The sequence below is a fragment of the Pseudomonas sp. NPDC089547 genome (genome assembly GCF_050280665.1).
Lineage (GTDB): Bacteria > Pseudomonadota > Gammaproteobacteria > Pseudomonadales > Pseudomonadaceae > Aquipseudomonas.
This window is the reverse complement of the sequence record NZ_JBNNVS010000081.1, coordinates 1-12,898: the sequence shown is the minus strand read 5'-3', so window position 1 is coordinate 12,898 and position 12,898 is coordinate 1. Positions and strand designations below refer to the sequence as shown.

At 62.4% G+C, this 12,898-nt stretch carries 11 protein-coding genes and 1 pseudogene; 9 read left to right on the top strand and 3 right to left on the bottom strand.

Annotated elements, in window-relative coordinates; all coding sequences use genetic code 11:
* Window positions 1-83: 83 nt before the first annotated feature.
* From dapC to map, 3 genes are read right to left on the bottom strand one after another with little or no spacing between them, the layout of a single operon-like run.
* Window positions 84-1,280, bottom strand: coding sequence for a succinyldiaminopimelate transaminase (gene dapC / locus ACQKPZ_RS27345; RefSeq protein WP_427544274.1), 1,197 nt, complete (start codon window positions 1,278-1,280; stop codon window positions 84-86).
* Between the two features lie 30 nt (window positions 1,281-1,310).
* Complete coding sequence (locus ACQKPZ_RS27340) at window positions 1,311-4,013, bottom strand: [protein-PII] uridylyltransferase (RefSeq protein ID WP_427544271.1); 2,703 nt, start codon at window positions 4,011-4,013, stop codon at window positions 1,311-1,313.
* Window positions 4,014-4,054: 41 nt separating this feature from the next.
* The gene (gene map / locus ACQKPZ_RS27335) at window positions 4,055-4,837 is read right to left on the bottom strand and encodes a type I methionyl aminopeptidase (protein WP_391130144.1); all 783 of its coding nucleotides are present in this window, start codon (window positions 4,835-4,837) and stop codon (window positions 4,055-4,057) included.
* Between the two features lie 347 nt (window positions 4,838-5,184).
* Here map and rpsB point away from each other — a divergent pair, with 347 nt between their 5' ends.
* The 9 genes and pseudogenes from rpsB to ACQKPZ_RS27290 form a co-directional block, all read left to right on the top strand.
* Entirely contained in the window at window positions 5,185-5,922 is a 738-nt protein-coding gene (rpsB, locus tag ACQKPZ_RS27330; protein WP_003252287.1) for a 30S ribosomal protein S2, read from the top strand.
* Between the two features lie 186 nt (window positions 5,923-6,108).
* A complete protein-coding gene (tsf, locus tag ACQKPZ_RS27325) occupies window positions 6,109-6,972 on the top strand; it encodes a translation elongation factor Ts (protein ID WP_264362027.1) in 864 nt (287 codons plus the stop codon).
* Between the two features lie 179 nt (window positions 6,973-7,151).
* Complete coding sequence (gene pyrH, locus ACQKPZ_RS27320) at window positions 7,152-7,895, top strand: UMP kinase (protein WP_009686950.1); 744 nt, start codon at window positions 7,152-7,154, stop codon at window positions 7,893-7,895.
* Window positions 7,892-8,449, top strand: coding sequence for a ribosome recycling factor (frr, locus tag ACQKPZ_RS27315; protein ID WP_391130138.1), 558 nt, complete (start codon window positions 7,892-7,894; stop codon window positions 8,447-8,449). Before pyrH ends, frr begins: the two co-directional genes overlap by 4 nt.
* Before the next feature lie 15 nt (window positions 8,450-8,464).
* A complete protein-coding gene (gene uppS, locus ACQKPZ_RS27310) occupies window positions 8,465-9,220 on the top strand; it encodes a polyprenyl diphosphate synthase (protein WP_016712933.1) in 756 nt (251 codons plus the stop codon).
* Window positions 9,220-10,035 carry a phosphatidate cytidylyltransferase gene (locus ACQKPZ_RS27305; protein ID WP_016712932.1) on the top strand — a complete coding sequence of 272 codons (816 nt, stop codon included), beginning with the start codon at window positions 9,220-9,222 and terminating at the stop codon, window positions 10,033-10,035. The genes uppS and ACQKPZ_RS27305 overlap by 1 nt, the downstream gene beginning before the upstream one ends.
* Window positions 10,032-11,222 (top strand): 1-deoxy-D-xylulose-5-phosphate reductoisomerase, encoded by a 1,191-nt coding sequence (gene ispC, locus ACQKPZ_RS27300; RefSeq protein ID WP_427544268.1) that lies wholly within the window; start codon window positions 10,032-10,034, stop codon window positions 11,220-11,222. Before ACQKPZ_RS27305 ends, ispC begins: the two co-directional genes overlap by 4 nt.
* A 71-nt stretch (window positions 11,223-11,293) precedes the next feature.
* Window positions 11,294-12,646 carry an RIP metalloprotease RseP gene (rseP, locus tag ACQKPZ_RS27295; protein WP_427544265.1) on the top strand — a complete coding sequence of 451 codons (1,353 nt, stop codon included), beginning with the start codon at window positions 11,294-11,296 and terminating at the stop codon, window positions 12,644-12,646.
* 73 nt (window positions 12,647-12,719) lie between these two features.
* Window positions 12,720-12,898 (top strand): annotated as a pseudogene (locus tag ACQKPZ_RS27290) (POTRA domain-containing protein); the annotation flags it as partial.

Here is a 12,898-nt window from a genome sequence, read left to right as displayed (position 1 = left end):
AGGCCGCTCCTACAGGAGTACGCATTCCCCTGTAGGAGCGGCCTTGTGTCGCGAAAGGGGCGCAAAGCGCCCCCCTGCTTCAATCAGCGGGTTTGCAGGAAAGCGCGAATGCGTTCAGCCGCCTCGATGCATTCGGCCAGCGGTGCCACCAGCGCCATGCGCACGCGCCCGGCGCCCGGGTTCACGCCATCCACCTCACGTGACAGGTACGACCCTGGCACCACGGTCACATGCTGGGCTTCGAACAGGTCACGGGTGAACGCGGCATCGTCACCCGGCACCTTGGCCCACAGGTAGAAACTGCCGTCCGGGCGTTGCACGTCCAGCACCGGCTGCAGGATGTCCAGCACGGCATCGTACTTGGCGCGGTACTGGTCGCGGTTTTCGCGCACATGCGCCTCGTCCTGCCACGCAGCAATGCTGGCCAGCTGGGTTTGCACCGGCATGGCGCAGCCGTGGTAGGTGCGGTACAGCAGGAACGGCTTGATGATCTGGGCGTCGCCCGCCACGAAGCCCGAGCGCAGGCCCGGCAGGTTGGAGCGCTTGGACAGGCTGTGGAACACCACGCAGCGTTTGAAGTCGCTGCGGCCCAGTTCGGCGCAGGCGGTCAGCAGGCCAGGTGGTGGTGCATCCTCGTCGAAGTACAGCTCGCTGTAGCACTCGTCGGCGGCGATCACGAAATCGTACTCGTCAGCCAGGGCGATCAGTTTCTTCAGGGTTTCCATCGGCACCAGCGCACCGGTGGGGTTGCCCGGCGAGCACAGGAACAGGATCTGGCAGCGCTTCCACACGTCGGCCGGCACGGCGTCGAAGTCGGGGTTGAAACCGTTGTTTTCCAGGCACGGCAAATAGTGCGGGGTAGCGCCGGCCAGCAGCGCAGCACCCTCGTAGATCTGGTAGAACGGGTTGGGACTGACTACCAGGCCGTCATCGGCGCGATTGACCACGGCCTGGGTGAAAGCGAACAGCGCTTCACGGGTACCGTTGACCGGCAGGATGTGACGGTCGGCGTCCAGCCAGCCGGCCGGCACGCCAAAACGCCGCTCGCACCACTGGCCGATGGCCTGGCGCAGGGCTGGCAGGCCGATGGTGCTAGGGTATACCGCCAGCTTGTCGAGGTTGTCGGCCATGGCCTGGGCGACGAATGCCGGCGATTCATGCTTCGGCTCGCCGATCGACAGGGCGATTGCGCGTTTGTCCGCCGCGGGCTTCACGCTGCCAAGCAGGGCGCGGAGCTTTTCGAACGGGTAAGGCTGAAGCTGGGTCAAGGCATGGTTCATCGGCGCTAGGTCTCGTCAATCGTCTAATCGTTAAAAGGTCACGCGGGTCGGGCCAGCGTCGCTTCCCTGGCCGGCCTGTAGCTGCTGCACGATGGCTTCCTGCAGGCGGCTGCACAATTGCGGGTCGGACAGCGGCTGGTTGTCGGCATCGGTAATAAAGAACACGTCTTCCACCCGCTCGCCGAGGGTGGCGATCTTGGCGTTCTGCAGCGACAGGTCGAACTCCAGGAATATCCGCCCCAGCCGGGCCAGCAGGCCGGGGCGGTCGGGTGCGGTGATCTCGAGGATGGTCACCGGCCGCTGGGCATCGTTGAGGATGGTGACCTGCGGCGGGAAGTCGAAGTGCTTGAGCTGGCGTGGTACCCGGCGCTGGATGATGGTCGGGTAGTCCTCGGGGTTGCGCAGTGCCTCGGTCAGGCCGTCGCGTATCTGTTTCACCCGCTGCGGGTTGTCCCCGATCGAGCCGCCGTCGTTGTCCAGCACGATATAGGTGTCGAGTGTGAACTGGCTGCTCGAGGTGATGATCCGCGCATCATGAATGTTCAGGTTCAGCTGTGACATGGCGGCCACGGTCACGGCGAAGAAGTCGTGCTGGTCGGGGGCATAGATGAAGATCTGCGTACCGCCCTCGAACTCGCGCTGGGTGGTTTCCTTGATCAGTACCAGTGGCCCGCCATCGGCCGGCTGCTGCAGGATCGCGTCAGTGTGCCAGGCCACGTCGGCGGCGGTGTGCTTGAGGAAGTAGTCATCGCCCAGCTGCGACCATAACTGCTCCACGTCGTCCGGGTCGGTGCCCTCGCGCACAAGGATGTCCAGCGCTGACGACTGGGTCTGGCGAATCTGCTCTTCGCGGTCCAGCGGGTTTTCCAGGCCGCGGCGCAGGGCACGCTTGGTCTCGGTGTAGAGCTGGCGCAGCAGGCTGGCCCGCCACGAGTTCCACAAGCTGGGGTTGGTGGCGTTGATGTCGGCCACGGTCAGTACGTAGAGGTAGTCCAGGCGTGTCTCGTCGCCCACGTGCAAGGCAAAGTCGTTGATCACCTGCGGGTCGGACAGGTCCTTGCGCTGGGCGGTGGTCGACATGACCAGGTGGTTCTGCACCAGCCACACGATCAGCCGGCTGTCCCAGGCGGGCAACTGGTGGCGTTCGCAGAACTTCTTTGCATCTACCGCGCCCAGGTCGGAGTGGTCACCTTGGCGGCCCTTGCCGATGTCGTGGTACAGGCCTGCCAGGTAGATCAGCTCGGGTTTGGGCAAGCGGCCCATGAGCTTGCTGGCCAGCGGGAATTTCTCGGACACCGGCGTGTACTGCAGCTTGCGCAGGTGCTTGATGAGGTTGAGGGTGTGTGCATCGACCGTATAGATGTGGAACAGGTCGTGCTGCATCTGCCCGACAATCAGGCCGAACTCCGGCAGGTAGCGGCCAAGGATGCCGTAGCGGTTCATCCGCCGCAGGTTGCGGTGGATGCCGATTTCGCACTTGAACAGCTCGATGAACAGGCTGGTGTTGCGGATATCGGTCCGGAAGGTGTCGTCGATCAGGTGCCGGTGCTCGCGCAGCAGGCGCACGGTATCGGCCCGCACGCCCTTGATTTCCGGGTGCTGGGCCATCAGCACGAAGATTTCCAGCATGGCGAATGGTGTGCGCTTGAACACATTCGCGTGGGTGGCCTCTATATAGCCATCATGCAGGCGGAAGCGCGCATTCAGCGGTTGGGTAGTGCCGCTGTCATCGTCGGCGAGGATGACCTCCTCGAAGTGCTGGATGATCAGGTCGCACAGCTGGCTGATGCTCATCACCACCCGGTAGTACTGCTGCATGAACTGCTCGATTGCCCGCTTCGGGTTCTCGTCGCTGTAGCCCAGCAGTGCGGCGATGCTGCGCTGGTGGTCGAACAGCAAGCGGTCCTCGGCGCGCCCGGCCAGCATGTGCAGGGCATAGCGCACCCTCCACAGGAAGTCCTGGGACGAGGCCAGCAGCTCATTCTCGCTTTCCAGCAGGAAGCCTTCGCCGGCCAGCGCGTGCAGGTTCAAGGTACCGTACTGGCGGCGTGCCACCCACAGCACTGTCTGAATGTCGCGCAGGCCACCTGGCGAGCCCTTGACGTTGGGTTCGAGGTTGTATTCGGTGTCGTTGTACTTGTGGTGGCGGGCCTTGAGTTCGGCGCGCTTGGCCAGAAAGAAGTCCTTGCTCGGCCACACATGTGCGGTGCTGGTTGCCTCCAGCATACGCTGGCGCAGGGCCTCGGGGCCGGCAATGGTGCGGCTTTCCATCAAGTTGGTGATAACCGTCAGGTCGGCGCGAGCCTGTTCGGCGCACTCGTCGACGGTGCGCACGCTCTGGCCTACTTCCAGGCCGATGTCCCACAGCAGGGTGAGAAAGCGCTCGATGGCATCGCGGTACTGCTCGTGCTCGGCGGCGCCCAGCAAAATCAGCAGGTCGATGTCCGAATGCGGGTGCAGCTCGCCGCGCCCGTAGCCGCCCACCGCGACCAGGGCGATGCCGCTCTGGTCACCCCAGTCGAACTGGTTCCAGGCTTGCTGCAGGATATTGTCGACCAGCCAGGCGCGGGCTTCGATCAGCGGGCGGATTTCCCCGCCGCTGCGAAAGCGCTTGTCGAGTACCTCGCCAGCCTGGCGGATGGCTTTCTTGAAGGCGGCGATAGGGCTCGCCTTCAGGGCCAGTTCCGCCTGGAACTGGCCGCGGTCGAACAGCTCGGGGTCCACCTGGGGCATCGCGTCACGTTCCTGTCGTGGGGTGGCCTATCGGAGTGCGGTCAGGCCGAGACGCGCGGGATGGTGTCGTCCTTGCGCAGGGTGAAGATCTCGTAGCCGGTCGCGGTCACCACCAGGGTGTGCTCCCACTGGGCCGAGAGCTTGCGGTCCTTGGTGATGGCGGTCCAGCCGTCGCCCAGCACCTTGGTGTCTGCCTTGCCCTGGTTGATCATCGGCTCGATGGTGAAGGTCATGCCTTCTTTCAGCTCCATGCCGGTGCCGGCGCGGCCGTAGTGCAGGATCTGCGGCTCTTCGTGGAACACCTTGCCGATGCCGTGGCCACAGAACTCGCGTACCACCGAGAACCCGTTCTTTTCCGCGTGCTTCTGGATCACCTCGCCAATGTCGCCCAGGCGGCAACCTGGCTTGACCAGCTCGATGGCCTTGTACATGCACTCCTGGGTCACCTTGGACAGGCGCTCGGCCCACACCGGTACGGTGCCGACATGGAACATGCGGCTGGTGTCGCCGTGGTAGCCGTCCTTGATCACGGTGACGTCGATGTTCAGCGTGTCACCGTCCTTGAGCGGCTTGTCGTTGGGGATGCCGTGGCAGACCACATGGTTGATCGAGGTGCAGATCGACTTCGGGTAGCCCTTGTAGTTGAGCGGTGCCGGGATGGCCTGCTGGACGTTGACGATATAGTCATGGCACAGGCGGTCGAGTTCTTCGGTGGTGATACCGGGCTTGACGTGTTCTTCGATCATTTCCAGCACTTCAGCGGCCAGGCGGCCGGCGATGCGCATCTTCTCGATGTCTTCTGCAGTCTTGATGGTGACGGTCATTACAGGCTCTCTACGGCGTCGTATACGGCGCGAACAAACGGGAAAGGCCGGATTCTAGCAGAGCGTGGCGCCGATCGGTCGGGATAAAGGCGGCCAGGCTGCTGTCTATGGTTGGCATTCTGGCGCGAAAGCGCGGGTGCTGCAAAAGCCGCTGACGGACGCAACAGTATTCGGGTTCCGTTCGCTCGCGGTCTGTGGTATAAAATGCGCCGCTTTCGGGGTCGACCCCGTCAGCACATAAACCCACACACGTGTCGACACGATGACCTGGGTGCCCCGAGTTGCGAAATTCGCGGGTTGGTCATTGGGATACGTGGAGGCCCAACCCGACTTATCAAGGAACTATCATGTCCCAAGTCAATATGCGCGATATGCTGAAGGCCGGTGTGCACTTCGGCCACCAGACCCGTTACTGGAACCCGAAAATGGGCAAGTACATTTTCGGTGCGCGTAACAAGATCCACATCGTCAACCTGGAAAAAACCCTGCCAATGTTCAACGACGCTCTGTCGTTCGTAGAGCGCCTGGCCCAGGGCAAGAACAAGATCCTGTTCGTCGGCACCAAGCGTTCCGCCGGCAAGATCGTCGCCGAGCAAGCAGCTCGTTGCGGTTCGCCGTACGTTGACCACCGTTGGTTGGGCGGCATGCTGACCAACTACAAGACCATCCGCGCTTCGATCAAGCGTCTGCGCGACCTGGAAACCCAGGCCGAAGACGGCACTTTCGCCAAGCTGACCAAGAAAGAAGCCCTGATGCGCTCCCGCGACCTGGAAAAACTGGATCGCAGCCTGGGCGGCATCAAGGATATGGGCGGTCTGCCAGACGCTCTGTTCGTTATCGACGTTGATCACGAGCGCATCGCGATCACCGAAGCCAACAAGCTGGGCATCCCGGTAATCGGCGTTGTCGATACCAACAGCAGCCCTGAAGGTGTTGACTACATCATCCCGGGTAACGATGACGCCATCCGCGCTATCGAGCTGTACATGACTTCGATGGCTGACGCAGTCATCCGCGGCCGCAACAACGTTGCCGGTGGCACTGAAGTCTACGCTGAAGAAGCGGCTGCACCTGCTGCTGAGTAATTAGGCGCTAGCGTCTACTTGGCACGCAAAAAGGGGGCTCTGCCCCCTTTTTGCCACCTTGAAATCCTGCTGTCAGCATCGGCCCCGCATCATGGGCCCGCTGAAATGAAAACAGCGGATTTGCAGAATTTAACGCCCGTGACGAGCGGGTGGAATGGTTGAAAAACTTTCCAAGAGGATTTTGAAATGGCAGCAATTACTGCAGCGCTGGTAAAAGAACTGCGCGAGCGTACTGGCGAAGGCATGATGGATTGCAAGAAGGCCCTGGAAAAGGCCGGCGGCGACATCGAAAAAGCCATTGACGACATGCGTGCCTCGGGCGCCATCAAGGCCGCCAAAAAGGCTGGCAACGTCGCTGCTGAAGGCGCTATCGCCGTCAAGACCGACGGCAAAGCCGCCGTTCTGCTGGAAGTCAACTCGCAGACCGACTTCCTGGCCCTGCAAGACGACTTCAAGAACTTCGTAGCCGAAAGCCTCGAAGAAGCCTTCGCCCAGAAGCTGACCGACGCTGCACCGCTGATCGCTTCGCGCGAAGCAGCCCGTGAAGCCCTGGTCGCCAAGTGCGGCGAAAACGTCAACATCCGCCGCCTGGTGCGCGTTGAGGGTGACGTTGTTGGTGCTTACCTGCACGGCAACAAGATCGGTGCCGTTGTTGTTCTGAAAGGCGGCGATGTCGAGCTGGCCAAGAACATCGCCATGCACGTTGCAGCGTCGAACCCGGAGTTCCTGGATTCGTCGGAAATCTCCGCCGAGGCCATCGAGCGCGAGAAGAATGTCTTCCTGCAGCTGAACGCCGACAAGATCGCCGGCAAGCCGGAAAACATCGTTGAGAACATGATCAACGGCCGTATCACCAAGTTCAAGGCCGAAGCCTCGCTGAAAGAGCAAGCCTTCGTCATGAACCCGGAAGTCAAAGTCGGCGAGCTGGCCAAGAAGGCCGGTGCTGAAATCGTTTCGTTCACCTACTTCAAAGTAGGCGAAGGCATCGAGAAGCCGGTCGACAACTTCGCTGAAGAAGTTGCTGCCCAGCTGGCTGCTGCCAAGCAGTAAGACAGCGTCGTCTGTCGCCCCAAAGAGGCTGCCCGCTCACGCGCGCAGCCTCTTTGTCAAAGCGGGAGCGGTTTACGAGACCGCTACTCGCTGACGCAGTTGCTGCGTCACGTTAGAGTTACACGCGGGCTCAAGCAGCCTGCCAGAATTTTTTACAAACGCCGCAGGAGAGATTCGCAATGGCTCAGCAGGGCAGTGGTCATCAGGCTCGCTATAAACGCATTCTACTCAAACTTAGCGGCGAGGCCCTGATGGGCTCGGAAGAGTTCGGGATCGACCCGAAAGTCCTGGATCGCATGGCGCTGGAAGTCGGCCAGCTGGTTGGCATCGGTGTTCAGGTAGGCCTGGTGATCGGCGGTGGCAACCTGTTCCGTGGTGCGGCGCTCAGTGCAGCCGGCATGGACCGCGTCACCGGTGACCACATGGGCATGCTGGCGACCGTAATGAACGCCCTGGCCATGCGCGACGCGCTGGAGCGGGCGAACATCACCGCCATTGTCATGTCGGCTATTTCCATGGTTGGCGTGACCGATCACTATGATCGCCGCAAGGCCATGCGCCACCTGAACGCCAAGGAAGTGGTGATTTTTGCTGCCGGTACCGGCAACCCGTTCTTTACCACCGACTCCGCCGCCTGCCTGCGCGCCATCGAAATCGATGCCGACGTGGTATTGAAGGCAACCAAGGTCGATGGTGTATACACTGCAGATCCATTCAAGGACCCGCATGCCGAGAAGTTCGATCATCTGACCTACGATGAAGTGCTGGATCGCAAGCTGGGTGTGATGGACCTGACGGCAATCTGTCTGTGCCGCGACCACAAGATGCCGCTGCGCGTCTTCAACATGAACAAACCCGGCGCCCTGCTGAACATCGTGCACGGCGGCGCGGAAGGAACCCTGATCGAGGAAGTTCAAAAATGATCAACGATATCAAGAAAGACGCCCAGGACCGCATGGGCAAGTCCCTCGAGGCCTTGGCTCGCAACCTGGCGGCAATCCGCACCGGTCGCGCTCACCCAAGCATCCTGGATACCGTCAAGGTCACTGCCTGGGGCAGCGAAATGCCGCTGAACCAGGTCGCCGCGATCACCGTCGAAGATGCCCGCACCCTGAAGATCGTCGCTCACGACAAGAACCTCAGCGCTGCCATCGAAAAGGCCATCCTCACCTCCGACCTGGGCCTGAACCCGTCCAGCGCCGGTACCACTATCCGTGTCCCGATGCCGGCCCTGACCGAGGAAACCCGCAAGGGTTACACCAAGCAGGCCAGTGGTGTGGCCGAGGACGCCAAGGTAGCTGTGCGCAACGTGCGCCGTGATGCCTTGGGTGATCTGAAGAAGCTGACCAAGGACAAGGAAATCAGCGAAGACGAAGAACGTCGTGCCGCGGACGAGATCCAGAAGCTGACCGACAAGTTCATTGCCGAAGTTGATGCTGCGTACAAAGCCAAGGAAAAGGACCTGATGGCCGTCTAAGGCCGGGGTTTTTTAATGGAAAAGTCCAAGTTGGCGGCACCGTCCTCGGTGCCGCGTCATGTCGCGATCATCATGGATGGCAACAACCGCTGGGCGAAAAAGCGCCTGCTGCCCGGCGTTGCCGGGCACAAGGCGGGTGTAGACGCCGTTCGCGCGGTGATCGAAGTCTGTGCCAAGTCCGGGGTCGAGGTGCTGACCCTGTTTGCGTTCTCCAGTGAAAACTGGCAGCGCCCCGCCGAAGAGGTGGGTGCGCTGATGGAGCTGTTCTTCTCGGCCCTGCGCCGCGAGGCCAAGCGCCTCAACGAGAACAACATCAGCCTGCGCATCATCGGTGATCGTTCGCGGTTCCATCCTGAATTGCAGGCCGCCATGCGCGAGGCCGAGGCGCTGACCGCCGGCAACAACCGCTTCATCCTGCAGATCGCAGCCAATTATGGCGGCCAGTGGGACATCGCTCAGGCCGCACAGCGGCTGGCGCGGGAAGTGCAAGCCGGGCACCTTCGCCCGGAAGACATCACCCCGGGTCTGCTGCAGACCTGCCTGGCAACCGGCGAGTTACCGCTGCCGGACCTGTGCATTCGCACCGGTGGTGAGCACCGCATCAGCAATTTCCTGTTGTGGCAGCTGGCCTACGCCGAGCTGTATTTCTCCGACCTGTACTGGCCGGACTTCAAACACGAGGCCATGCGCAATGCCCTGGCCGATTTCGCTTCGCGCCAGCGCCGCTTCGGTAAGACCAGCGAGCAGGTCGAGGCTGGAGCTCGTGCTTAATGCTTAAACAACGCATCATTACTGCGCTGATCCTGCTGCCGATCGCGCTGGGCGGCTTCTTCCTGCTCAACGGTGGGGATTTCGCCCTGTTCATCGGCTTCGTGGTCACCCTCGGTGCCTGGGAGTGGGCGCGCCTGGCCGGGTTGATGGCTCAGCCGCTGCGCATCGCCTATGCCTTGGTGGTCGCTGGGGCGCTGATGTTGCTGTACATCCTTCCGGAGCTGGCACCCTGGGTCTTGGGCGCTGCGGTGATCTGGTGGGGCCTGGCTACCTGGCTGGTGCTTACTTATCCGCGCAGCAGCGAGTTGTGGGCCAGTGCAGCCTGTCGGTTGCTGATTGGCCTGCTGGTGCTGCTGCCAGCCTGGCAGGGCCTGGTGCTGCTAAAGCACTGGCCACTGGGCAACTGGCTGATCCTCTCGGTCATGGTGCTGGTCTGGGCTGCCGACATCGGCGCGTATTTCTCTGGCCGGGCGTTTGGCAAGCGCAAGCTCGCACCACAGGTCAGCCCTGGCAAAAGCTGGGAAGGCGTGTATGGCGGCCTGGCCGTCAGCCTGCTGATTACCCTGGGTGTCGGCATCAGCCGCGACTGGGGCTTTGGTCAGCTCTTGCTGGGCCTGCTGGGCGCCGCGTTGCTGGTCATGTCTTCGGTGGTCGGTGACCTGACCGAGAGCATGTTCAAGCGCCGTTCCGGTATCAAGGACAGCAGCAACCTGCTGCCCGGCCATGGCGGTGTGCTCGACCGTATCGACAGCCTTACCGCAGCGATCCCGATCTTCGCGGTGCTGCTGTGGGCTGCCGAATGGGGTGTGATGTGAGTCGCCCGCAACGTATTACCGTGCTCGGGGCCACCGGTTCCATCGGCCTGAGCACGCTGGATGTGATTGCGCGCCATCCCGATCGGTACCAGGTGTTTGCGCTCAGCGGCTATTCGCGTATCGATGAGTTGCTGGCCCTGTGCGTGCGTCATCGCCCGGCGTTCGCCGTGGTGCCGAGCGCCGAGGCGGCCGTGCGGCTGCGCGAAGGCCTGGCTGCGGGCGGTTGCGCTACCGAAGTGCTGGAGGGCGAGGCCGGGCTTTGCCAGGTGGCCTCGGCAGCGGAAGTGGACGCCGTGATGGCTGCCATTGTCGGTGCGGCGGGCCTGCGCCCTACCTTGGCGGCTGTCGAGGCGGGCAAGAAGGTGTTGCTGGCCAACAAGGAAGCCCTGGTCATGTCCGGCGCGCTGTTCATGGACGCGGTGCGGCGCAGTGGCGCTGTGCTGTTGCCAATCGACAGCGAGCACAACGCGATATTCCAGTGCATGCCGGGTGACTACGCCCGTGGCTTGAGCGCCGTAGGTGTGCGGCGGATCCTGCTGACCGCCTCGGGTGGCCCGTTCCGCGAGACGCCGGTCGAGGCGTTGCTGGATGTGACCCCAGAGCAAGCCTGTGCGCACCCTAACTGGTCCATGGGGCGCAAGATCTCCGTGGATTCGGCCAGCATGATGAACAAGGGGCTTGAGCTGATCGAGGCCTGCTGGTTGTTCGATGCCGTGCCGGCCAAGGTCGAGGTGGTGGTGCATCCGCAGAGCGTGATCCACTCCCTGGTCGACTATGTGGATGGTTCGGTGCTCGCGCAGTTGGGTAACCCGGACATGCGCACGCCTATTGCCAACGCGCTGGCCTGGCCTGAGCGGATCGATTCCGGGGTGGCGCCGCTGGACCTGTTTGCCATCGCCCGTCTGGATTTCCAGGCGCCCGACGAACAGCGGTTCCCTTGCCTGCGCCTGGCGCGGCAGGCTGCCGAGGCCGGTAACAGTGCGCCCGCCGTGCTCAACGCGGCCAATGAAGTGGCAGTCGAGGCATTTCTTGAGCGGCGTATCCGCTTCCCGGAGATCGCGGGTATGATCGAACAGGTGCTCGACCAGGAGCCCGTCGTGCCGCTGCCGTCGCTGGATGCAGTGTTCGCCGCCGACCAGCGGGCCCGGGAGCTTTCCCGTGAGTGGCTGAGGCGTCACGGTCGTTGATGCAGGCCCACCATGTTTCGTGAGGGGGCCGGGCATGATGCCGGCCCGCTGAACATCATTCGGAGATGGACATGACAGCGCTCTACATGATTATCGGCACCCTCGTGGCCTTGGGTGTGCTGGTCACCTTCCACGAATTCGGCCACTTCTGGGTGGCGCGCCGCTGTGGCGTCAAGGTGCTGCGCTTCTCGGTGGGCTTCGGCATGCCATTGCTGCGCTGGCATGACCGCCACGGCACAGAGTTCGTGGTCGCAGCGATCCCGCTGGGTGGCTACGTGAAGATGCTCGACGAGCGCGAGGGCGATGTGCCGCCAGCGTTGGCGGATCAGTCATTCAACCGCAAGTCGGTGCGCCAGCGTATTGCAATTGTTGCTGCCGGTCCGATCGCCAACTTCCTCCTGGCCATCCTGTTCTTCTGGATGCTGGCCATGCTCGGTACCCAGCAGCTACGCCCGGTGATCGGTGCGGTCGATGGTGGCAGCCTGGCAGCATCGGCGGGCCTGACCGCAGGTCAGGAAATCGTCTCTATCGACGGCAAGCCGACCAACGGTTGGTCCGCGGTCAACCTGCAACTGGTTCGTCGTTTGGGTGAGAGCGGCACCTTGCAGGTTGGCGTGCTCGACGAGGGCGCTACTGCCGAGCGGCAGCTGCAGGTCAAGCTGGACAGCTGGCTGAAGGGCGCCGATGAGCCGGACCCGATCCAGTCGCTGGGGCTGCACCCTTGGCGCCCGGCGATTACGCCGGTGCTGGCCGAGATCGACCCCAAGGGGCCGGCTGCTGCTGCGGGCCTGAAGACCGGTGACAAGCTGCTGGCCCTCGATGGCGTGGCGGTGAGCGAATGGCAGCAAGTGGTCGACCATGTGCGTGCCCGGCCGGATGCCCGGGTGATGGTGCATCTGGAGCGCGACGGTGCCGCACTGGACGTGCCGGTGACCCTGGCCCGCAAGGGTGAGGGCAAGGCGGTCGGTGGCTACCTGGGGGCAGGGGTAAAAGGTGGCGAATGGCCTGCCAGCATGCTCCGCGAGGTGAGCTATGGCCCGCTGGACGCGGTAGGCGAGGGCTTGTCCCGCACTTGGAACATGAGTGTGCTGACCCTTGAATCGCTGAAGAAAATGCTGTTCGGGGAGCTCTCGGTAAAAAACTTGAGTGGACCGATAACCATTGCTAAAGTGGCGGGCGCTTCAGCCCAGTCCGGCGTGGGGGATTTCCTGAATTTCCTGGCCTACCTGAGCATTAGCCTGGGGGTTCTTAACCTGCTGCCCATTCCTGTACTGGATGGGGGGCATTTGCTGTTTTATCTGGTCGAGTGGGCGCGCGGTCGTCCGCTGTCGGATCGGGTGCAAGGTTGGGGGGTCCAGATCGGTATCAGTTTGGTCGTAGGGGTGATGTTGCTCGCCCTGATCAACGATCTGGGTCGACTATAAAGCTTCGCTCAATTGCGAACCTGCCGTCTTCTTGCGGCGGGTTGTTTATTGCCAGTTGGAATAAAAGGACTTCATGAAACGTCTGCTGCTAACTGCGGTCATGTCCGCACTGATGATCGCTGAAGTTCACGCCGAGTCCTTCACCATCTCCGATATTCGCGTCAACGGCCTGCAGCGGGTTTCCGCCGGCAGTGTCTTCGGTGCCTTGCCGCTGAACGTCGGCGATCAGGCCGATGACCGCCGCCTGGTGGA

What these genes read in the sequence shown, in the direction of transcription:
- dapC (WP_427544274.1), bottom strand. Translation starts at nt 1,280, where the DNA reads ATGAACCATGCCTTGACCCAGCTTCAGCCTTACCCGTTCGAAAAGCTC.
- ACQKPZ_RS27340 (WP_427544271.1), bottom strand. Translation starts at nt 4,013, where the DNA reads ATGCCCCAGGTGGACCCCGAGCTGTTCGACCGCGGCCAGTTCCAGGCG.
- map (WP_391130144.1), bottom strand. Translation starts at nt 4,837, where the DNA reads ATGACCGTCACCATCAAGACTGCAGAAGACATCGAGAAGATGCGCATC.
- rpsB (WP_003252287.1), top strand. Translation starts at nt 5,185, where the DNA reads ATGTCCCAAGTCAATATGCGCGATATGCTGAAGGCCGGTGTGCACTTC.
- tsf (WP_264362027.1), top strand. Translation starts at nt 6,109, where the DNA reads ATGGCAGCAATTACTGCAGCGCTGGTAAAAGAACTGCGCGAGCGTACT.
- pyrH (WP_009686950.1), top strand. Translation starts at nt 7,152, where the DNA reads ATGGCTCAGCAGGGCAGTGGTCATCAGGCTCGCTATAAACGCATTCTA.
- frr (WP_391130138.1), top strand. Translation starts at nt 7,892, where the DNA reads ATGATCAACGATATCAAGAAAGACGCCCAGGACCGCATGGGCAAGTCC.
- uppS (WP_016712933.1), top strand. Translation starts at nt 8,465, where the DNA reads ATGGAAAAGTCCAAGTTGGCGGCACCGTCCTCGGTGCCGCGTCATGTC.
- ACQKPZ_RS27305 (WP_016712932.1), top strand. Translation starts at nt 9,220, where the DNA reads ATGCTTAAACAACGCATCATTACTGCGCTGATCCTGCTGCCGATCGCG.
- rseP (WP_427544265.1), top strand. Translation starts at nt 11,294, where the DNA reads ATGACAGCGCTCTACATGATTATCGGCACCCTCGTGGCCTTGGGTGTG.